Source organism: Sulfitobacter aestuarii (assembly GCF_042685005.1).
In the GTDB taxonomy this organism is placed as follows: Bacteria; Pseudomonadota; Alphaproteobacteria; order Rhodobacterales; family Rhodobacteraceae; genus Sulfitobacter; species Sulfitobacter aestuarii.
In genome coordinates this window covers 94,783-115,369 of the sequence record NZ_JBHUMP010000008.1, presented here as the reverse complement: position 1 = coordinate 115,369, position 20,587 = coordinate 94,783, and the positions used below count along the sequence as shown (strand labels likewise).

Genomic DNA, 20,587 nt, shown 5'->3' with positions numbered 1-20,587 from the left:
ATCGCGCCTGCGAACCTGCAAAAATCGCGGTCAATCCCTCGAATTTTACTCTGCAATCGCGCCCCGATCCCGGCTGCTATCCGCTTGTGATCGGTGGCTTGTTCGGGGAAAAGGCCGGGGTTGGAGCCTGCCGGGCCGATCCGCCCCGCTCCCCAGAACAGAAAGTTTCTCCCATGCCTCAACTCGTGGCTTTCGCCATCCTGATCACCATCCTCTATATCGGCGATGTCATCGCCACGCGCACCCGCTCCTGGCTGCCGTCGATCTTCGTCTGCGCGCTGCTCTTCCTGCTCGGCTACTGGACCTTCTTCCCCGAGAATATCGTCGAGACCGCCGGCATCCCGACGCCGATCGTCTTCCTGTCGATGTATCTGCTGATCACCAACATGGGCACGCTGCTCTCCGGGCGCGAGCTGGCCCGGCAGTGGAAAACCGTGATCGTCGCGCTGAGCGGCATCGCCGGGATCGTGGCGCTGCTGTTCAGCGCCGGGCTGCTGGTGCTCGATTACCAGACCATCGTGGTCGCGACGCCGCCGCTGGTCGGCGGCGTGGTCTCCTCGCTGATCATGTCACAGGCCGCCGCCGAGGCGGGGCTGGTCAATCTCTCGGTACTGGCGATCCTGATCTATGTCATGCAGGGCTTTGCCGGCTACCCGCTGACCGCCTTCCTGCTGAAACGCGAAGGGCGGCGCACGCTGTCGCGGTTCCGGGCCGGAACCTGGCAGCCCGAACATCTGCCCGAACCCGCCGAGCACAGTCTCACACCGCCCGGACCGCGCCTGTTCAGCGCCCTGCCGCCCGCCTATAACACGGTCTATTTCAAGCTCATGCGCCTCGGGCTCGTGGCGCTGGCGGCCTGGGGCGCGGCGGAGCTCTGCAAACCCTATTTCACCATCAGCCCCTTCGTGCTCTGCCTCGTCTTCGGCGTGCTGGCCAGCTCGGTCGGCTTTCTCGAACGCGAACCGCTGCGCGGCGCCAATGCCTTCGGCTTCACCATCATGATCCTGATGCTGTTCATCTTCGACGGGTTGAAACGCGCGACACCGGAAATGCTGCTGCAACTGGCGCTGCCAATGCTGCTGATCATCGTGATCGGGCTTCTGGGCATGTGCATTTTCTCGGTGATCGCGGGGCGGATCCTCGGCATCTCTCCGGCGCTGGCCTTTGCCTGCGCGCTGACCGCGCTCTACGGGTTCCCGGCCGATTACGTGATCACCAACGAGGTGATCAACGGGCTGACCGAGGACGAGGAGGAACGCGACGCGCTGACCTCGCATATGCTGCCGCCGATGCTGGTGGCCGGGTTCATCACCGTGACCATGGTCTCCGTGGTGCTGGCCGGTATCTTCGTCGGGCTGCTCTGAAGAAAACGCCCGGCAACCGGACCGCGCCGCCGCCGGGCGGCGCGGTCCGGTCGTGACACCGAAGGTTTCGCGCTATGTCTTGGGCGGGCAAAGAAGATAAAGGCGTGTTGATGAAGCTGTTCCTGAAGATGATCGCGGCAATCCTGCTGGCGCTCGCCGCCGCGATCCTGCTGGCCCGGCTGTTCTTCGCCTTGCCCGAGATCACCGAACGCCGCGACAGCAAGGCCCTGCCGCCGCCCCCCGAGGCGCCGCTGGTCCGATCCCTGGCGGAACAGGCGCGCGCGCATCCCGGGTTGACCGGCATCGCGTCGCTCGGCCGCGGGGTCGATGCCTTCGCCGCGCGGATGATGCTGGCCGATTCCGCCGTGTCCTCGATCGACGCGCAATATTACATCTGGCACGACGACCTCACCGGCTCGCTGCTGCTGGACGCGCTGTGGCGCGCGGCGGAACGCGGCGTGCGGGTGCGGCTGCTGCTCGACGATCACGGCACTTCCGGGCTCGACCCGCAGCTTGCCGCGCTCAACGCCCATCCCAACGCCGAGGTGCGGCTCTACAATCCCTTCGTCCTGCGCCGCTTCAAGCTGCTGTCCTACGGTTTCGACTTCTTCCGCTTCAACCGGCGCATGCACAACAAATCCTTCACCGTGGACGGCGCGGCAACGATCCTCGGCGGGCGCAATATCGGCGATGAATATTTCGACACCGGGCCCACGGCGCTCTATGTCGATCTCGACGCGCTCGCCGTCGGCCGGATCGTCCCGGAAGTCGCCGCCAATTTCGACAGCTATTGGGCAGCGGAGGCGGTATATCCTGCCGCGGCGATCCTTGACGGCGCGCCGCCCCAGGACCCGATCGCCGACCATGCAGATCACTACCGCGACGATCCGCAGCTTGCCGCCTATCGCGAGGTCATGGGCCAGTCGGACAGCGTCACGCAGCTGCGGACCGGCCGTCTGGCACTGGAATGGACCGACGCCCTGCTGGTCAGCGATGACCCGCGCAAGGGCATGGGCAAGGTCCCGCGCGAGGATCTCCTGGCGCTGCGCCTGAGCCGCGCGGTGGGCGAGATCGCCACCCGCTTTGACGGTGTCTCGCCCTATTTCGTGCCGGGCGCGGGCGGGGTCAGGGCCTTTGCGGGACTGGAACGACAGGGCGTCGCGGCGCGGATGCTGACCAATTCCCTCGCGGCGACCGATGTGCTGCCGGTCCATGCCGGTTATGCCAAACGCCGCCGCGCGCTGCTGGCAGAGGGCGTCGGGCTGTTCGAGCTGAAACAGGAGGCTACCGGCGAGATCCCGAAAGAGCGGATCGGCCCCTTCGGTTCTTCCGGTGCGAGCCTGCATGCCAAGACCTTCGCGGTGGATGGCCGACGGATCTTCATCGGCTCGTTCAACTTCGATCCGCGTTCCACCCGCCTCAACACCGAGATGGGTCTGCTGATCGACAGCCCCGCCATGGCGGGCCGACTCCACGCCGCATTCGACCAGAAATTCGCCGGGCTCGCCTGGCAGGTGAGCCTGCAGGATGACGACCTCGTCTGGCAGGATACCGGCAGCGGCGCGGTCCTGGCAGAGGAGCCCGGATCGACCCTGCTGCGGCGCAAAGCCCTGAATGTGATTTCCTGGCTGCCGGTGGAATGGCTGCTGTGAGCGCCGTTCAGAAACCGGAAAACACCATGTCGAGCGCGCCGCGGATCTCGTAATCCCGCGCGCTCAGATCGCTGACGGGCGGATCGCGCATCAACCGCGCCGGGATCGCCGCCATTTCGGCCGTATGCAGCGCATATTCGGTCCCGTCGATCTCGATGATCGGTTCCAGCCGGGTCAGCGGCCGCGGTCCTGCCCCGAGCGCGACCAGCGGCGCCACCACCCGGCTGCCGGTGTCGATCAGATCGGTCTGCAGATCGAGCACCAGCCGCCCGCCCGCCAGCGCATAGACCTGGAACTGCGCCATCAATCGGTCACCAGGATCTGCAGATCCGCGAGCGGCAGGCCCTCGCGCTCGATCCAGCGGCGCCGTTCGGCCAGCGCCGCTTCATTCTCCGCCTGCCAGCTCTGCGCCCGGGCCAGCCGCACCGCATCGCTCAACGCCGCCTCGCTGATCGCCGAGACATTGAGCCGCAGATCCCGCGCCGCCGACAGGATCTCGCTGTCGATGGTGACATTGGTCCGCTGCTTGACCTGCGCTGTCTGTGACATGCTGCTCTCCTGTTGCATGACCTTGATCATACACATCTGTGATGTGTTCTTCAATGTCGCAAGATCTGCGCATCCGGAAAGTTTCCCCTTGGTCACCGCAGCTTCCCCTTGTCTAATCCCCTAGAACATCCATATACCATCCATACAGATGGAGAAATGCCATGAGCAACATCAGACAGCTACGCGACAAACAGCCCGAGAACGAGAAGATCACGATCAATCTCGGCTTCGTCGATCTCGGCCGCATCGATCTTCTGGTGCAGGAAGGCTTCTATTCCAACCGGAGCGACTTCATCCGCACCGCGATCCGCAACCAGATAGACAGCCACGCCGAGGTGGTCAGCAGGTCGGTCGAACGCCACACGATGGAGCTCGGCCTGCGCGACTACAGCCGGGCCGACCTCGAAGCTTTGCGCGATGCCGGTGAGATGCTGCATGTCAAGGTCGTCGGCCTGGCGCGGATCGCGGCCGACGTCACCCCCGAGCTGGCGCTGCAGAGCATCGGCTCGATCACGGTACTCGGCGCCTTGCAGGCCTCTGCAGAGATCAAGAAAGCGCTGGCAGATCGGATCAGCTAGCTTAATTCCCTTTTCACAAGGATAACTCAAATGTTGAATTTTACTGTCGGCGCCAAGCGTCCGGCCAATGACGATGCACGCCTCGGCGCCGCCGAGGATCTGGTGCGCCGCACCCTGTCGCAGCATGGGCTGATGGGCAGTGGCGGAACCCCCGCCGCATCCCAGCCGGGCGGCGCCCTTCCGAACGGCGACAACCTGATGCAGACGATACAGGATGCGCTTTCCCGCGGTGGACTCGGCGGGCTCGGCGGGCTGGGCAAAGCGGCGGGGCCGCAGGCGGTTACACCGGATATTCCCGCTGGCGCCACGTTCCGCAATGACGGGTTCGAGGGTCGCTCCGGGCGGCGCGACTACCGCGTCTATGTCCCCTCCACCGCCGGAAACGGCGTGGCGGGCTGCGTGATGATGCTGCATGGCTGCACCCAGAACCCGGAAGATTTCGCCAGGGGCACCGGGATGAACGCGCTCGCCGAAGAGCATGGTCTGGTGGTGATCTATCCCGAGCAATCGCGCGGCGCCAATGCCCAGAGCTGCTGGAACTGGTTCAGCAAGGGCGACCAGCGCCGTGACCGCGGCGAGCCGGAAATCCTCGCCGGGATCGCGCGGCGGGTCATGGCGGAACATGACGTGCCACAGGACCGCAGCTTCGTCGCCGGGCTCTCCGCCGGGGCGGCAATGGCGGTGATCCTCGGCGAGACCTACCCGGATGTCTTCGCCGCTGTCGGCGCCCATTCCGGCCTGCCCTTCGGCGCCGCCAGCGATGTGCCCTCCGCCTTCGCCGCGATGGGCGGCAATCCCGCCAGCGCCCCGGCGCCGCAGGCCTCGGCGCTGCGCACGATCGTCTTTCACGGCAGCAGCGACAGCACGGTGCATCCGGCGAACGGCGAGCGCATCCTCGAACAGGCCGAGGCGCGCGGCCCGGCGCAAAGCTGTCAAACCACCGAAACCGGACAGCAGGGGGGCCGCGACTACCGTCGCAGCGTCACCCTGGACATGGAAGGCGGGAGCCGGTCAGAATTCTGGCTGATCGAAGGTCTCGGTCACGCCTGGTCGGGCGGCCATCCCGGCGGCAGCCATACGGACCCGAAAGGGCCGGATGCCAGCGCCGAGATGATCCGTTTCTTCCTCGAACCGCAGCAGCGAAAGGCCTGACATGAGCCGAATGACCTTTGACGCCATCAGCGAGGCACAGCCCGGCGCGAAATGGCAGCAGCGCTGGGAGCGGTCCTGGCCCGCCTACGAGGCCTGGTTCCTCGGCCGGGGCGGCGATGACGGCCCCGACCGGGTCGCCTGCCGCGCCGCGCTTGCCCGCCACATGCCCGAACTGCTCGGCCTCTATGACCGGCTGGTCGAGCTGGCGGGCGGCGGGGACCGCGCCGCGCGGTTCCTCTCCACCTGGTGCCCGCCGCGCTATCTCGGCGGCTGTTCACTCGCCGCGCTGGCCGAGGGCGGCGAGGTGCGGCTGCTGCGCAATTACGACCTGTCGCCGGATCTCAACGAAGGGCTGCTGCTGCACAGCGCCTGGTGCGGGCGCAAGGTGATGGGCATGGTCGAATTCCTCTGGGGCCTGTCCGACGGGATCAACGCGGCCGGGCTTTCCATCGCGCTGGCCTATGGCGGCAGCAGCGAGACCGGGGCCGGTTTCGGGATCACCACGATCCTGCGCTACGTGCTCGAAACCTGCGACACTGTCGCCGAGGCACTGGCGGTGCTGCGCCGGGTGCCCTCGCATATGGCCTATAACCTGGTGCTCGCGGACCGGGAGGGGCAGATTGCCAGTGTCGAGATGCATCCCGGCGGCGGCTTCACCCTGATGCCGCAGCCGATCGCAACGAACCACCAGAGCGGTGCCGCGCGTCCCGCCCGGGCGGGCTTCACCCGCACCTATGAGCGGCATGCCCATCTGGCCGGGCTGCGCAGCACGCCGGGCGATCTGCACCGCTATTTCACTGCCAGACCGCTGTTGCAGGACCGGCATTCCGAGGGCTTCGGCACCCTGTTCACCGCCGAATACGACCCCGGATCGGGCCGTCTCTGGCTGCGCTGGCCGGGCCGGGAATGGGCGCAGTCGCTCGATGACTTCACCGAGGGGCAGCGGGTGATCGACTTCGCCGTGACCAATGCGCTCGACGGCGCGGATGGCGCCGCTGAGCCATCCCCGGCGCAAGGAAGCGAAGCGGGGGCAGAACGTGCATCGGAATATGCCGCCGAATGGTCCGGGAACTGGCAGGGCGCGCAAGGCATCGACTGGCAGGCCCTCGCGCGGGATTACGCCAACGGAAAGGGTCGCCCGGTCGCCTCCTATTTCGCGGTAAAGTGACCCGCGTCCCCGTCTCTGCGACCTGCACGGGCGCAGAGGCGGAGGCGGCGCCGCGCTTGCCGGAACATCGCCGCCCCCGCGGGGTTCTCCTTCCATCGAGGGGGCGCCGGGGGAGATGCCCCGACAGGCGATGCTCCCGCTCAGGCATCGAAACAAGGAACGGACAGAGATTGCAGCACGAACCCTTCTTCGCCTTCTCCTCCTATCACCTCACATTGGCCGTCGTCGGCATCATCGTCATCCTGGCGCGCTGGCTGCCCCGGTTGCTGTCGGATCGTGAACCGGCAGCCGCGCCGCTGATGATCCTGTTCGGGGCGCTGGCCGCCTTGCTGGTGCCGAACCTGCCGAGCCTGCCGGACCCGCGCCAGCAGCCCCTGCCCTGGGAACTGGTGAGCGAACTCACCGTGATCATCGCGCTGTTCGGCGCCGGGATGCGCATCGACATGCTGCGCCCATGGCAACGCTGGATCCCGACGCTGCGGATGCTCGGCATCGCCATGCCGCTGACCATCCTCTCGGTCTCGCTGCTCGGGGTCTGGTTCGGCGGGCTGACCGTGGCCGGCGCGGTGCTGCTCGGCGCGGTGCTCGCACCCACCGATCCGGTGCTGGCCGCCGATGTGCAGGTCGGGCCGCCGCAGGAGGGCGCGGAACATCCCGTGCGCTTCACCCTGACCACCGAGGCCGGGCTCAACGACGGGCTGGCCTTTCCCTTCGTCTATCTCGGGCTGATCATCGCGGCACAGGGGCTCAACCCGGAGACCTGGGCGCTCGACTGGCTGCTGCGCGATGTGCTCTACCGGATCGTCGTCGGCGGGCTGATGGGCTGGGTCGGGGGCAAGGCGCTGGGATATGTGCTCTTCACGGTGCCCAAGGATTCCGTCCTGGCCGAAACCGGCTCGGGCGTCATCGCCTTTGCCGGGGTGCTGCTGTGCTATGGCTCGACCGAGTTGGTCGAGGGCTATGGCTTCATCTCCGTGGCGATCCTCGGGCTGACCCTGCGGCGGATCGAGAAGGACCATCACTTCCACCGGCGCCTGCACGATTTCTCGGAATCCATCGAACATGCGTTGACCGCGCTGCTGCTGGTGGCGCTCGGCAGCGTGCTGCCGGTCCTCTTCGCCGATCTGAGCTGGAGCCATGTCTTCATCGCGCTGATGCTGATCCTCGTGATCCGCCCCCTGTCGGGTTGGCTCGGCCTGCTCGGCAGCGACATGGCGCGCCGCGACCGGGGGGTGGTCGCGGTCTATGGCGTGCGCGGCATCGGCTCGATCTATTATCTCTGCTATGCCGGGAGCCACATGGAATTCGCCAACGAGGTCCAGCTCTGGTCGCTGGTCGCGCTGGTGATCCTGCTCTCGACGATCCTGCACGGGTTCAGCGTCGGCTGGGCAATGGAGCGGCTGAAGGAGGAATGAGGACGCGGCGCCGTTCCAGGCGCCTTACTGGATATGTTGCAGATCAGGCCAAGACGGCGACGCTCGGAAAGCAGCCGGGCGTTATTCCGCTCCCTTTTCCCGCGCCGTTTCCTGTGGCCCGGGCAGGTCCTGCAGATGCTCCCCGAGCGCCTGCAGCCGCCAGGCCTCGTCGCCAAGCAGCGCCCGCGCCGCCGCCTCGCTCAGCTCACGGTCGGGATAGATCACATTCGCCCGCACCCAGCGCCCGGTCTCGCGCACCTCGACCCCGGCGCCGGGAAAACGCCGTGCCACCTCGTCCTGCAATTCGTCCACGATCGGATGCACCCGCGTCGTCGCCAGCTCGCGCGGCGCGCCGTCGAGCAGCTCCGCCACCGAAATCCGCATGTTGCGCAACCCGTCGCGCAGGATGTCGAAGGCGATCAGCCCTGCAGCCAGCGCATCCGCCCACCAGAGGCCGAAGGCAATGCCGATGATCCCGGCGATCCCGGCCAGCCCGGTCTTCCAGTCCGCCGCGTTCATGTCGGCGTCGGTATAAAGCACCTTGTCCATCGTCGCATGGGCCAGCGGCTTTTTCATCCGTCCGAGGATCACCGGCGGGATCACCGAATAGACCAGCGCCGCGATCATCACCCAGCCGAGCCAGATGTCGAAGCCGAACAGCGTGACATCGCCGATGCTCGGATGCTCGGCTAGGATCAGCGCGCGCCCGGCCTCGTAGATCAGGAACAGCCCCATGCCCATCAGCGCCGTCGCCGCGAAGAAGAAGGCCAGCGAGCCGATCCGGTGAAACCCGAAAGGATAGGCACGGGTCGGGGCCATGCGCTCGAACCGCCGCGCCGCGAGGAACAGGATCGGCGGGATCAGGCTCAGGGTGTCTTCTATCCAGGCAGTCTTCATCGCCTGGCTCGACCCCATGGCGAAATACATCACGCCGATGATGCTCAGCATCCAGAACAGCGTCCACCATTCGAGCCGGGCCGCGCGTTTCAGTTTCTTCTCGATCTCCAGGGGCAGTTCACGGCTCATTCAGCGGCCCTCTTTCAGCGCACGATTGACCCCGACGAGAAAGCGGTTCTCGCCTTGGCGCAGCGCAAGCACCCGATCCTCCTGCTCCCCGCCGAGGCGCAGTTCTCCAAAAGGATCGCTCAGCGCGACCTTGTCCGCGAAAGGCGTCGAACCGGGCAGACGCCCGAGGATCAGATGCAGGTCCCCGCGTTCCAGCCGCGCGAACAATCTGTGCGGATCATCCTCGATCAATTCCGGCGTGGCATCGAACCGCGCCGCGATCCGCTCCAGCGCCTGACGGTCCGGTGCATCGAGCGGCCGCATCAGCAGCCCGACTTTCAGAACCCCGCCCGTGACCTCCTCGCTGGTCGATTCCGGATCGAGCGGCAGACGACAGGCCGCGACGAGCAACAGGCCGAGCGCGAGGGCGATTGATCTCAGATTTCGGGAAGATTCGGCCGTCACAACATGTCTCGCCAATATGCGTTAATGACAAACAAACCGGCCAGCAACCGCCCGGGTTCCCGCTCCGGTTCTACAGGGTGGCACGCCCTGCTCGAGAGCGTCTCTTTCTGCAGCCTCCCGGCGGAGCGACGCGGGCGCGGAACATTGCACCGCGAAGCGGCGTTTTATTCCAGACTTGGCAGGGCGCACCGGCACCATCGCGGTGCGGCCAGGGGCCGCCGATCCAGACCCAGAGGCTCACCCGGAAAGGTAGCAAGGACATGACCGACCGATCGAGCTGCCTGGTGATGAAGCTCTCCCGTTACGTGACGCTTGGCCCGGAGGACAGGGCGCGGCTCGCGAAGATCGAGAAGACCGAGCGCAACTATGCCACCCATACCGATGTCTATCGCCTCGCGGACCGCAATACCGAGCTCTTCGTGGTCAAGGAGGGCTGGGCCTTCAGCTATGTGGACATGCCCAATGGCCGTCGCCAGATCGTGCAGCTGCACCATCCGGGCGATATCATCGGCCTGCGCGATGTCGCCCTCAATTGCCGCAGTACCACGCTCAGCACCGCCGAGCCGGTGACCCTTTGCCCCTTCCCGAAATCCGCGCTCGACCTGATCCTGCGCGAATCCCCGCGCCTTTCGGCGCTGCTGCTGTCGATCGCGCTGCGGGAACAGGTCACCTTCATCGACCTGCTGCGTGCCATGGGGCGGATGAGCGCCGAGGAGCGGATCGGCTACCTGTTCCTCGATCTCATCGCGCGGCTGCGGATCACCAACCCGTCGATGACCGATACATTCCGGCTGCCCCTCACCCAGAGCCAGATCGCCGATTACCTCGGCCTGACCAATGTCTATGTCTCCAAGACGCTGCTGCAGATGGAACAGAAAGGCTACCTGCAACGCGGCGACGGCAAGGTGCGGCTGCTGCGTGAAGAGGCGTTGATCGAGCTGACCGATTTCACCAATCACTACGATGATCTCGACACCTCGTGGTTTCCTGACAAATGAATTTCACGCCGGTTTAACCTGGTTGAATGCTGCGGCGTGCTGATTTTCGTAACCTGTCGGGTTGCCTTCTCAAGCCTTTGTTTCAATTACATTTTTCCTGCTGAAATCGGCATTGTCCCGGAACCGGATGCCGATCCCGGCGTTCCTCCCCCGACAGGGCGATTGTTGCCCTTTGCGTATCTGGTATTCCGCGTCGGATGTTCCGCATGACACCTGGGGGTGAATGAAGTTGCTGGTCCTGATTATTCCCGTGCGCGCCCTGACGCCGCTTGGCCAGACGGCACGGCACGACAGATGAGCTACACCCCGCTCAAGCCGAGGATCGCATTGGTCGATCCGATGTGCCGCGAGGGTTATTCCCCCGCATCGCTGACCGCGGGCGGGCTGGGCGGCACCGAGGCGACGGTGCTGCGGATCGCCCGGGCGCTCGGCGACGATTTCGCCTTCACTCATTACCAGAAGGGCCGCGACCGGGTGCAGGACTCGCCTGCGGGCGTGCTGCGGCCGCTTTGCCAGATCGAGCGGCTCGACGCCGAGGCGATCATCGTCATCAACGCCTGGAAAGTGGCGGTGAAACTGCGCAAGGCCCATCCCGACCTGCCGATCTTTCTCTGGCTGCATGTGCATCCGGGACGTCACAACCGGCGCATGGGCGCGGCGCTGCACCGCGCCGGGATTGCGGTGATCTGCGTCTCGCGGAGCCATGTTGCCGAGCTGCGCGACTTCCTGTCACCGGGGCCACTGCCGGATATCTTGCATGTCTATAACCCGATCGCCGACGGACTGGCGCCTGATGACACGCCGCGCCGCCGCAACCGGCTGCTCTACGCCAGTTCGCCGCACAAGGGGCTGGCGGAGGTCTTCGCGCGCTTCGACAGGCTGCGTCGCGCCCTGCCCGAGCTCACCCTGGCACTGGCCGATCCCGGCTATCTGCGCTGGGATGCCGGGCCGGTGCCGCAGAATGTCGTCTCGCTCGGCACGCTGTCCCATGCCGCGCTGATCCGCCAGATGCGCCAGTCGCTCTGCCTTTTCTATCCGCAGACCGGCTTCGCCGAGACCTTCGGTCTGGTGCTGGCCGAAGCCAACGCCGTCGGCACGCCAGTGCTCGCCCATGCCGGACTCGGCGCCAATGACGAGGTGGTGTCCACCGCCGGGCAATTGCTCGACGCGAATGATCCCGAGGCGATCCTGTCGCGGATCCGCGCCTGGCAGGCCGCGCCGCCGCGGATTGTCGGCAAGCCCTGTTTCCGCCTTTCGCAGCTGCGCGAGGACTGGGCCGGGATCCTTCGGACCGCGCTCGGCGTTGAACCCGAATTCAGGCAAGTCAGGGTGGGATGAATGCAAACCGCGAGCAAACCTTCGCGCATCTTGCGCAGCAGCGCCATGACCGGGACGGATCCTCTGGAGGATCTGCTCGCGCCGCTGGCCGAGAACGCCATGGCGGAGGATCGCGGCAGCGGCGATATCGCGGCCTCGCTCGCCCTGCTGCGCGACGCCGGGCTGCTGCATGACGACGGGCGCGAGGCGCCGCGACGGACCGCCCGGCGGCTGATGCGGATCGGCGCCGTCAATCTCTCGCTCGGACGGCTCTGGGAAGGGCATGTCAACGCGCTCTACCTGATCCGCGTGCATGGCGATGCTCCGTTGCAGGCGAAGGCGAAGGAGCTGCTGGCGCAGGATGGCCTCTTCGGCGTATGGGGGGCCGACGATACACTGCCGCTGACCTTTTCCAAGAGCGGCGACCGGCTGAGCGGCGGCAAGAAATTTGCCTCCGGCCTCGGCGTCCTGAGCCATGCCATCGTGACTGTCGGCACGCCGCTGGGGCCGCAGCTCGCGCTGGTCGATGTGCGCGACGCGGCGCGCGCCGATCCCGCCCGCTGGCAGATGCCGGGGATGAGGGCAACCGCCTCGGGCGCCTATGATTTCACCGGCCTGCCCCTGCCGCGCGGCGATCGTCTCGGCGGGCCGGGCGATTACTTCAACGAGCCGCATTTCATCGCCGGGGTCTGGCGCATCGCGGCGCTGCAGATCGGCGGCGCGCTGGGTCTGATCGATGCCGCCACGGCGCAGCTGCGCGAGATGGGCCGCATGGACAACGAGGCCCAGAAGACCCGGCTCGCGCCGGTGCTGATGCGCGCCCTGGCGGCCGTGGAGCTGACCGAACGCGCCGCGCTTCAGGCAGCCGAGGCCCCCGCCGATCGGGCCGTCGCCCTGTCGATCTCCGCCCGCCTCCTGACCGAGGAAGTGGCGCTCGATACGATCAGGGCGGTCGAACAGAGCCTCGGACTGGCGCATTTCGACGCCGGTTCGGTGACCGGACGCCGGGCACGCGACCTCTCGGTCTATCTGCGGCAGGTGGCGCGCGACGCCTTCCTGATGCGCTTTGCCGATCACGCCTTCCTGCGCGACGGCGCGGTCTGGGAGCTGCTGGAATGAGCGCGCCCTGGCCCTCGATCACAGCCGAGATGTTGTGCGGCGGCGCGCCGATCCTCGTGCTGGCACCGCATCCCGATGACGAAAGCCTCGGCTGCGGTGCCCTGCTTGCCCATGGTTTCGCCCATCACGGGGCCAATGTGATCTGCCTCACCGACGGCAGCGCGTCGCATCCCGGCTCGCGCGACTGGCCGCCAGAGCGGCTGGCCGAGCAGCGGCGCCGCGAGCTGACGGCAGCGCTCGAAAGCCTCGGCGGCGGTGCGGAGGACCTGAGCTGGTACGGCCTGCGCGACAGTGCGCTGCACGATCACAACCCGGAGGAGATCGCCGAGCGGATCGCAGGGACTGCAGAAAGGCTGGGTGCACGCCATCTCTTCGCCCCGGCCACGGAGGACGAACATTGCGATCACAAGACCGCCGCCCGGATCGCGCGGCTTGTGCTGGCCCGGCAACCGGGGCTGAAGCTCTATTCCTATCCGATCTGGTCGCGCTGGAATGCGCCCGATTTCGACGCCCTTATCGCGCATCACCGGCCGCTGCGCCTCGGCCCCGGTGCCCACCGCGCCGCCAAACGCGCGGCCATCGCCTGCCATCACAGCCAGCTCGGAAAATGCGTCACCGACGATCCGCAGGGCTTCACCATGGACCCGGCCTTCGTTGCGCATTTCGCCGAAGAGGATGAAATCTACTGGAGCAGCCAGCCATGAGCGTGCCCATCGAACATCTGCATCGGATCTATGCAGACAGCGACGATCCCTGGAATTTCGCCGAAAGCGCCTATGAACAGGGCAAGTTCCGGGCCACCGCCGCCGCCCTGTCGCGCCCGCATTACGCCGCTGCGCTGGAGATCGGCTGCGGCAACGGGGCGCTGGCCCGCCATCTCGCGCCGCGCTGCGCGAGCTATACCGGGATCGACGCCGTCGCCAAAGCCATCGCGGCAGCGCGGCGCGCCCTGCCGAACGCGCGTTTCGAACAGCGGTTCTTCCCCTGCCCCCTGCCGCCCGGCGCATTCGACCTGATCATCATCTCGGAATTCCTCTATTTCCTCAGCCCGCCCGACATCCTCGATCTCGCCGAACGCATTATCCGGCTCTGGCCCGATGCGGAGCTGCTCTGCGTCAGCTATCTCGGGGATACCGGCGATCAATTGTCCGGTGAGGAAGCGCTCTGCCATTTCATCGCGGCGCTGGCGGGCAGACCTCGTTTCGAGACGTGCCGCCCCGCGCCCGGCTACCGCATCGACCGTGGCCTGCCGGAGATGCGCGGATGAGCGGGCAGCGCGACATCGCCATCGTCATCCCGGCCCGCAACGAGGCGGCGCGGATCGAGGCCTGCCTGACGCCGCTGCTCGCACAGATGCCGGAGCGGCTGAAACTGCATGTCGTTGTCAACAACAGCGAGGATTCCACCGCGGCCCGCGCCGAACGCCTGTGTCGCGACGCCGCCGTTCCGGCTCGGATCAGCAACCTCACACTGGGCCCGCGCGAAGGCGTCGGCACCGCCCGCCGTATCGGCGCGGCACAGGCGCTCGCCGAGATGCCGGGGCTGCGCTACATCCTCACCACCGATGCCGATTGCATCGTCGCGCAGGACTGGATCGCGCGCAATCTCCACCATCTGGAAAGGAGCGCGGCGGTCTGCGGCAATATCGCCCCGCTCACCGGCGAAGCCGCCGCCCTGACGGCGCGCGGCGCTGGCGATACCCCCGATCGGACGCAAGAACATTACGGCCCCGATGACCTCGATATCGAAGGTGCCACGCTGGAGAAACGCTACCGCGCGCTGGTGCTTGCCTTCTATCGCCGCCACGCGCCCGAACCGGCAAACCCCCTGCCCCATCACGGACAGGCCCCCGGCGCCAGCCTCGCCTTTTGCGCCAGCGCCTACCAGTCGATCGGCGGTTTCGCCCCGCTGCAATGCGGCGAGGACCGCGACATCGTGCGGCGGCTCAAGGGCGCGGGCTTTCACGTTGCCCATGCCAATGACGTGCGGGTGCAGGCGTCGCTGCGGCTCTCGGGCCGCGCGCCGGGCGGCATGTCCGACACCCTGCGCCGCCGCCTGTCGCAACAGCGCTACCGGATCGATTCCGCGCTGCCGCCGCCGAGCTGGCTCTGGCATCGACGCGACAGGCTGCCTCACTGGCCGCCCGAGGGGCGCGATTACGAACCGCTGCATCTCGACTCCCTGCCCGAACATATCGCCCATCTCGAAGCCCTGCTGCATCCCGAAACGCCGCACGCCTGGCCGATCCGCGCCGCTGCCCGCCCGGCGAGCCGCAGGAAAGACAACGGAATACAGGAACTTCCGTCTTTCGAGCCGGATCCTGTGCCGCCGGATGTCACCGACACGCTGACATCCATACCCTGACCTTCCCAGACCTCTGGGCTGCCGATGGCAGAAACGAACGGAGTATCGAAATGACGACGTTGAAAGATCTATACATCGAAGAACTGCAGGACCTGTGGTCAGCCAATGAACAGATGTCACAGGTCGTGTCGAAAATGGCCGACCGGGCGTCGGACAGCAAATTGTCCGACCGGCTCACCAGGGCCAAGGACGGGATCGACCAGCATGTCTCGCTGCTGCAATCGCTGCTGCGCGACAGCGGTGCCGAGGTCCAGAAGGAGCATTGCAAGGGCATGGAGGGGCTGGTCAAGGAGGCCCATAAACACGCGCTCGACAGCGACATGTCCGACGCCGCGCTCGACGTGGCGATCATCGCGCAATACCAGCGCCTGTGCCATTACGGCATCGCCGGTTTCGGCACCGCCAAGGCCTTTGCCGACGCGCTCGGCGAAAGCGACGCGGTCGGCAAGCTCGATCAGGCGCTCGACAAGATCTACGAGTCGGATGATTTCATGACCGACCTCGCCGAACGCTCGCGCAACCTCGACGCCAAGGGCTGAGGCCGCGGCCCGGCGCGGTTCCGCCGCGCCGGGCGACCATGCTGCGAGCACGGATCAGGAAATCATCCGCACCGCGCTGCGCAGATCCTCCTGAAATGCGGCACTGGCATCGGCCCGCGCCTGCGGATCGGGCAATCTCAGCAGATAGGAAGGATGCAGGGTGATCAGCACCGGCTCCCCGCCCCTGCCCGTCTCGACCTTGCCGCGCCGCGACAGTACAGCGGCACGCGACCCCGTGAGGCTCTCCACCGCGGTCGCGCCCATCGCCAGCACCAGCTTCGGCTTCACCTCCGCCAGCTCCGCGTCGAGCCACCAGCGGCAATGTTCGATCTCCGAACTGTTGGGCCGCTGATGAATCCGCCGCCGACCGCGCGGGGTGAACTTGAAATGTTTCACCGCATTGGTGACATAGGCGTTCCGCCGGTCGAGCCCGGCCCCGGCGGCGAGCTCATTGAACAATTGCCCCGCCGGGCCGATGAAGGGGCGACCGCTCAGATCCTCCTGATCCCCCGGCTGCTCCCCGACGATCATCAGATCCGCATCCTTCGGCCCCTCCCCCACCACCGCCTGCGTCGCGGCGCGGTGCAGCGGGCAGCGGGTACAGGCGGCGATCGCCTCGGGCAAGGCACCCTCCGGCCCGCTCCAGGCCGAGGCGCAACCCGCCAGCTGCGCCTGTACCTGTGCCATGCGGCGCGGCGGCAGGGTCGGCGCCGCCTCCGCCATGGCGCGGGCACGGGCCGGGGCGGAAGCGATCAGATCGGGGATCGCCGCCGCCTCGGGCATGTTCTTCCAATATTTCTTCGGCATTTCCGATTGCATCGCCTGCACCTTCAGCCGCGCCGGGTTGAAGATGTTGCGGAAATAGGTGACCCAGAGCTGCTCCCCGGCGTCTTCCGGCAGGTCGGGCCGCGCCCGCCCCTCCTCGAAGGACAGCTGCCCGCCTTCGAAAACAGCGCAGACATCCGGCGTCAGGATGCGCCAGTCCATATCGGCGAAGCGACGCGCGAAGAATGTCGCCGTCGGCTCGACCGTATGATGCGTCGGCTCGAACCAGGCCGCGAAGGAGCGGCGCGGCGCGTCCGGCGCGCCGATCTCGCGAAAGCGCACGAAGGCCTTCATCTTGTGCTGGCAGCGATGCACGTTCTTCTCCATGCCGCGCAGCCGCGCCAGGTCCGCATCGCCCCGATCGCTCATCAATTGCGGCGCACCGCGCAGCCGCCACAGAAACGCATAGAGCCGCGCGAAACGTTCCGGATCGCTGTGCCAGACCACCGCATTCGCCAACGCCACGAAGGAGCGCGACACCGTCACCGGCGCACCGTCGCCCGGCGGCTCATCCGCGCCGAACAGGTCCGGCGCCGTGCCGCTGTCGCCCCAGATGATCTGCTCCGGCGCGACACCCGCCGCCAGGAACCGCCGCGCCGCATCGCGCCAGGCCTCCGCCGCGCCGATCTTGGGAATCATCACGCGCTGCATCAGAACAGCGACAATTGTTCGGGCGGCGGCGCGAAACGGGCGCGCAGATTGGCGCTGTCGACCAAGGCCCCGGGGCTCCAGCCCTCCGCCGTGATGAAGCTGCGCGCCTTCTTCATCGCCGCGCCCATGCGGGTGATATCCTCATAGCGCAACGCCCGGTGACGGCGCGTCGTGAGAATGCGGTTCACCGTCTTCACCCCGAACCCCGGCACCCGCAGCAACATCTCCCGGCTCGCCCGGTTGACGTCGAGCGGGAAGACATGCCGGTTGACCAGTGCCCAGGCAAGCTTTGGATCGACCTCGAGATCGAGATTGCCGTCCACGCTCACCGAGGTGATCTCGTCGAGCTGGAAATCGTAGAACCGCAGCAGCCAATCGGCCTGATAGAGCCGGTGCTCGCGCTGCAGCGGCGGCCGTACCAGCGGCAGTTTCGACGAACTGTCCGGGATCGGCGAGAAGGCGGAGTAATAGACCCGCTTCAGCCCGTAACTCGCATAGAGCCGCGTCGATTGCCCGAGCACCGCCGCATCGTTGGACCCGTCCGCCCCGATGATCATCTGCGTCGATTGCCCGGCAGGCGCGAAGCGCGGCGGACGCTTGCCGCTGAAACTGCTCTCCTTCCCCGCTTCCTTGCGCATCCGCACATCGGCCATCGCCTTGCGGATCTGCTCGGGCTTCTTCTCCGGCGCATATTGCTTCACCGCCGCATCCGAGGGCAGCTCGACATTGATCGACAGCCGATCGGCCAGCAGCCCCGCCTCGGCGATCAGCTCCGGCGCGGCGTCGGGAATCGTCTTGAGATGGATATATCCGCGAAAATTCTCTTCATGGCGCAGCTTGCGCGCGATCCGCACCATATCGGACATCGTCGCATCGGGCGAACGGATCACCCCGGAGGACAGGAACAGCCCCTCGATGTAATTGCGCCGGTAGAATTCGATGGTGAGCTTGACCACCTCATCGACGCTGAAACGCGCACGCTCCACGTTGGAGGACACCCGGTTGATGCAATAGCTGCAATCATAGATGCAGAAATTGGTCATCAGGATCTTCAAGAGACTGATACAGCGTCCGTCGGGTGCATAGGCATGACAGATCCCGCTGCCATCATTCGAGCCGAGCCCCTTGCCATCGCGCGAGTCGCGTCTGGACGAGCCCGAGGAGGCGCAGGAGGCGTCGTATTTCGCCGCATCGCTGAGGATCGCCAGCTTCTGTTCGAGAGATTGCTTTGCCATATGTTCCACATATGTTCCCGCACCGCCGATGTCATCCATCTAGGTTGAAGAACGACGTGGCGTCAGCTTGCAAAGTCCATCGGTCGCGGGCCGGAAACACATCCCCGGCCCGCGCGCCCCGGATCACATGGTCTCGCGCTCCCAGAAGCGCAGCTTGCGACAGGTGGTTACGAAGGCATCGACATTGCCCTTGTCGATCTCAATCATGCCGCCGTCGATCTTGTCGGCGACGCCGACCTGTTTCATCAACGGTTTCGCCGCATCGGTCCAGGCGATGAATTTCGCATGGGCAAAGGCATCGCTGAGGAAATCCTGGCTCGGCTTGTCCGCCGCCAGCGTCTTGCCCTCTTCCTGCGAGAAGACCAGCGCCACGGCGTCGAAAACCACCGAAGGCGCGCCGTCGATCTTCTCATCCGCCGCCTTCATGCTGCCGTCCGAAAGCTTCGCGCCCTGGATATGCGGCGCCACGATCGCGACCATCGCGCCCTCCTTCTCGAACGAATCCTCCAGCGCCGCGACCAGCGCCGCATCGGCCCCGTCCGAGACATAGAGCCCGAGCTTGCGCCCGGCGAAACTGTCCGGCCCGTTCTTCAGGATGCTGAGCGCATCCGACGGCGGCAGATCGGTGATCGGCGCGCGCGCCGGTGTCGCCGGGTCGGGCATGTCGCTGACCCCGAGCCCCTTGGCCACCATCGCGGCGAGATCGTCATGCACATTCATCAGATGGCTCAGCATCCGCAGCCGGATCCGCTCCTCCTGGCATTTCGACAGCTCGAAAGTGTAGCCATTGGCGATATGGCGCTGCTCGGTCTCGGTCTGCGAGATCCAGAATTGCCGCGCCTGGCTGTAGTGATCCGCGAAGGTCTCCGAACGCACCCGCTGCTTCACCCCCTCGACCTCGGCCGGATAGCTTTCGAACCCGAGCTTCGGATTCTCCCGCGGACCGCCCTCCGCACCCCAGGAATTGGGCTCGTAATTCACCCGCCCCTTGGGATTGTGCATCGCCATATGCCCGTCCTGCTGGAAATGCCGCACCGGACATTTCGGCGCGTTGATCGGGATATGGGTGAAGTTCGGCCCGCCGAGCCGTTTGATCTGTGTGTCGAGATAGGAAAAATTGCGCCCCTGCAGCAGCGGGTCATTGGTCTGGTCGATGCCGCGCACGATATTCTGGGTGCAGAAGGCGACCTGCTCGGTCTCGGCGAAGAAATTATCGACATTGGCATCGAGCGTCAGCGTGCCGATGATCCGCACCGGCACCTGCTCCTCGGGGATCAGCTTGGTCGCGTCGAGAATGTCGAATTCGAACTGATCGGCGAAATCGTCGTCAAAGACCTGAATCCCCAGATCCCATCGCGGATAATCGCCCGCGTCGATCGCATCCCACATGTCGCGGCGGTGGAAATCGGGATCGGCCCCGTTGATCTTCAGCGCCTCGTTCCACACCACCGATTGCAGCCCCTGCCTCGGCTTCCAGTGGAACTTCACGTAATGCGACTTGCCCTTGGCATTGACCAGCCGGAACGTATGCACCCCGAACCCTTCCATAAACCGGAAGGAGCGCGGAATCGCCCGGTCCGACATGGTCCACAGGGTCATATGCACCGCTTCCGGCGACAGGGAGATGAAATCCCAGAAATTGTCATGCGCGCTTTGCGCCTGCGGAAAGCCTCGATCCGGCGCCGCTTTCACCGAATGGACCAGATCGGGAAATTTGATCGCATCCTGGATGAAGAACACCGGGATATTGTTGCCCACCAGATCCCAATTGCCCTCCTGGGTGTAGAACTTGGTGGCAAAGCCGCGCACGTCCCGCGCCACGTCGGGGGAGCCCTTGTTTCCCGCTACGGTTGAAAAACGGGTAAAGGTCGGGGTCTTCTCGCCGACCCGCTGGAAGATATCCGCGCAGGACAATTCCGGGATCGCCTCGGTCAGCTCGAAATGCCCGTGCACGCCATAGCCCCGCGCATGTACCACGCGCTCGGGAATGCGCTCGTGATCGAAATGGAAGATCTTCTCCCGCATCATGTGATCTTCGAGCAGCACAGGCCCGCGTGGCCCGGCCTTCAGCGAATTCTGGTCGTCCGCCATCGGCGCGCCCTGCGCCGAGGTCATGGTCTCGTCGCGATCCTCCGTCTGCTGGCGCGGTTCGCCGCCCTTGCCAAGATCGATCTTGTCCATCTGTCGCTCC

Annotated in this window: 20 protein-coding genes; 13 read left to right on the top strand and 7 right to left on the bottom strand. The window is 66.1% G+C overall.

Going from position 1 to position 20,587, the window contains the following annotated elements; translation table 11 throughout:
* Positions 1-173: 173 nt before the first annotated feature.
* Complete coding sequence (locus ACFSUD_RS10990; RefSeq protein WP_386374334.1) at positions 174-1,364, top strand: hypothetical protein; 1,191 nt, start codon at positions 174-176, stop codon at positions 1,362-1,364.
* A gap of 110 nt (positions 1,365-1,474) precedes the next feature.
* On the top strand, positions 1,475-3,016 hold the full coding sequence (locus ACFSUD_RS10985) for a phospholipase D family protein (protein ID WP_386374332.1): 1,542 nt from the start codon (positions 1,475-1,477) through the stop codon (positions 3,014-3,016).
* Between the two features lie 7 nt (positions 3,017-3,023).
* Here ACFSUD_RS10985 and ACFSUD_RS10980 read toward each other — a convergent pair whose 3' ends face one another.
* A complete protein-coding gene (locus tag ACFSUD_RS10980) occupies positions 3,024-3,320 on the bottom strand; it encodes a CcdB family protein (RefSeq protein ID WP_386374330.1) in 297 nt (98 codons plus the stop codon).
* Positions 3,320-3,565: a type II toxin-antitoxin system CcdA family antitoxin gene (locus ACFSUD_RS10975; protein ID WP_386374328.1), complete on the bottom strand. Its 246-nt coding sequence runs from the start codon at positions 3,563-3,565 to the stop codon at positions 3,320-3,322. The genes ACFSUD_RS10980 and ACFSUD_RS10975 overlap by 1 nt, the downstream gene beginning before the upstream one ends.
* A gap of 161 nt (positions 3,566-3,726) precedes the next feature.
* On the opposite strand from ACFSUD_RS10975, the gene ACFSUD_RS10970 reads away from it, so the two are divergent.
* The 4 genes from ACFSUD_RS10970 to ACFSUD_RS10955 all read left to right on the top strand — a co-directional run bounded on the left by ACFSUD_RS10970 (position 3,727) and on the right by ACFSUD_RS10955 (position 7,878).
* Positions 3,727-4,143, top strand: coding sequence for a CopG family transcriptional regulator (locus ACFSUD_RS10970; protein ID WP_386374326.1), 417 nt, complete (start codon positions 3,727-3,729; stop codon positions 4,141-4,143).
* A 30-nt stretch (positions 4,144-4,173) separates the two neighbouring features.
* A complete protein-coding gene (locus ACFSUD_RS10965; RefSeq protein WP_386374324.1) occupies positions 4,174-5,295 on the top strand; it encodes an extracellular catalytic domain type 1 short-chain-length polyhydroxyalkanoate depolymerase in 1,122 nt (373 codons plus the stop codon).
* A gap of 1 nt (position 5,296) precedes the next feature.
* Positions 5,297-6,463 carry a C45 family autoproteolytic acyltransferase/hydolase gene (locus ACFSUD_RS10960; protein WP_386374322.1) on the top strand — a complete coding sequence of 389 codons (1,167 nt, stop codon included), beginning with the start codon at positions 5,297-5,299 and terminating at the stop codon, positions 6,461-6,463.
* A 170-nt stretch (positions 6,464-6,633) separates the two neighbouring features.
* The gene (locus ACFSUD_RS10955) at positions 6,634-7,878 is read left to right on the top strand and encodes a cation:proton antiporter (protein WP_386374320.1); all 1,245 of its coding nucleotides are present in this window, start codon (positions 6,634-6,636) and stop codon (positions 7,876-7,878) included.
* Positions 7,879-7,959: 81 nt separating this feature from the next.
* Here the strand turns inward: ACFSUD_RS10955 and ACFSUD_RS10950 are convergent, their stop codons facing one another.
* Positions 7,960-8,904, bottom strand: a complete 945-nt coding sequence (locus ACFSUD_RS10950) for a cation transporter (RefSeq protein WP_386374317.1) — start codon at positions 8,902-8,904, stop codon at positions 7,960-7,962.
* The gene (locus ACFSUD_RS10945; RefSeq protein ID WP_386374315.1) at positions 8,905-9,348 is read right to left on the bottom strand and encodes an enoyl-CoA hydratase; all 444 of its coding nucleotides are present in this window, start codon (positions 9,346-9,348) and stop codon (positions 8,905-8,907) included.
* A gap of 260 nt (positions 9,349-9,608) precedes the next feature.
* Here ACFSUD_RS10945 and ACFSUD_RS10940 point away from each other — a divergent pair, with 260 nt between their 5' ends.
* The 7 genes from ACFSUD_RS10940 (at position 9,609) to ACFSUD_RS10910 (ending at position 15,685) form a co-directional block, all read left to right on the top strand.
* Complete coding sequence (locus ACFSUD_RS10940; protein ID WP_386374313.1) at positions 9,609-10,346, top strand: Crp/Fnr family transcriptional regulator; 738 nt, start codon at positions 9,609-9,611, stop codon at positions 10,344-10,346.
* A 294-nt stretch (positions 10,347-10,640) separates the two neighbouring features.
* On the top strand, positions 10,641-11,684 hold the full coding sequence (locus ACFSUD_RS10935; protein ID WP_386374311.1) for a glycosyltransferase: 1,044 nt from the start codon (positions 10,641-10,643) through the stop codon (positions 11,682-11,684).
* Positions 11,685-12,782, top strand: coding sequence for an acyl-CoA dehydrogenase (locus tag ACFSUD_RS10930; protein WP_386374309.1), 1,098 nt, complete (start codon positions 11,685-11,687; stop codon positions 12,780-12,782).
* Positions 12,779-13,486: a PIG-L deacetylase family protein gene (locus ACFSUD_RS10925; protein ID WP_386374307.1), complete on the top strand. Its 708-nt coding sequence runs from the start codon at positions 12,779-12,781 to the stop codon at positions 13,484-13,486. The genes ACFSUD_RS10930 and ACFSUD_RS10925 overlap by 4 nt, the downstream gene beginning before the upstream one ends.
* Complete coding sequence (locus ACFSUD_RS10920; protein WP_386374305.1) at positions 13,483-14,049, top strand: class I SAM-dependent methyltransferase; 567 nt, start codon at positions 13,483-13,485, stop codon at positions 14,047-14,049. Before ACFSUD_RS10925 ends, ACFSUD_RS10920 begins: the two co-directional genes overlap by 4 nt.
* Complete coding sequence (locus tag ACFSUD_RS10915; protein WP_386374303.1) at positions 14,046-15,146, top strand: glycosyltransferase; 1,101 nt, start codon at positions 14,046-14,048, stop codon at positions 15,144-15,146. The genes ACFSUD_RS10920 and ACFSUD_RS10915 overlap by 4 nt, the downstream gene beginning before the upstream one ends.
* Before the next feature lie 50 nt (positions 15,147-15,196).
* On the top strand, positions 15,197-15,685 hold the full coding sequence (locus ACFSUD_RS10910) for a YciE/YciF ferroxidase family protein (RefSeq protein WP_386374301.1): 489 nt from the start codon (positions 15,197-15,199) through the stop codon (positions 15,683-15,685).
* A 54-nt stretch (positions 15,686-15,739) separates the two neighbouring features.
* Here the strand turns inward: ACFSUD_RS10910 and ACFSUD_RS10905 are convergent, their stop codons facing one another.
* From ACFSUD_RS10905 to ACFSUD_RS10895, 3 genes are all read right to left on the bottom strand, one after another.
* Positions 15,740-17,161: a UdgX family uracil-DNA binding protein gene (locus ACFSUD_RS10905; RefSeq protein WP_386374299.1), complete on the bottom strand. Its 1,422-nt coding sequence runs from the start codon at positions 17,159-17,161 to the stop codon at positions 15,740-15,742.
* Positions 17,161-18,396 carry a putative DNA modification/repair radical SAM protein gene (locus ACFSUD_RS10900; protein WP_386374297.1) on the bottom strand — a complete coding sequence of 412 codons (1,236 nt, stop codon included), beginning with the start codon at positions 18,394-18,396 and terminating at the stop codon, positions 17,161-17,163. The genes ACFSUD_RS10905 and ACFSUD_RS10900 overlap by 1 nt, the downstream gene beginning before the upstream one ends.
* Before the next feature lie 123 nt (positions 18,397-18,519).
* Positions 18,520-20,577, bottom strand: a complete 2,058-nt coding sequence (locus ACFSUD_RS10895; RefSeq protein ID WP_386374295.1) for a catalase — start codon at positions 20,575-20,577, stop codon at positions 18,520-18,522.
* Between the last annotated feature and the right edge of the window lie 10 nt (positions 20,578-20,587).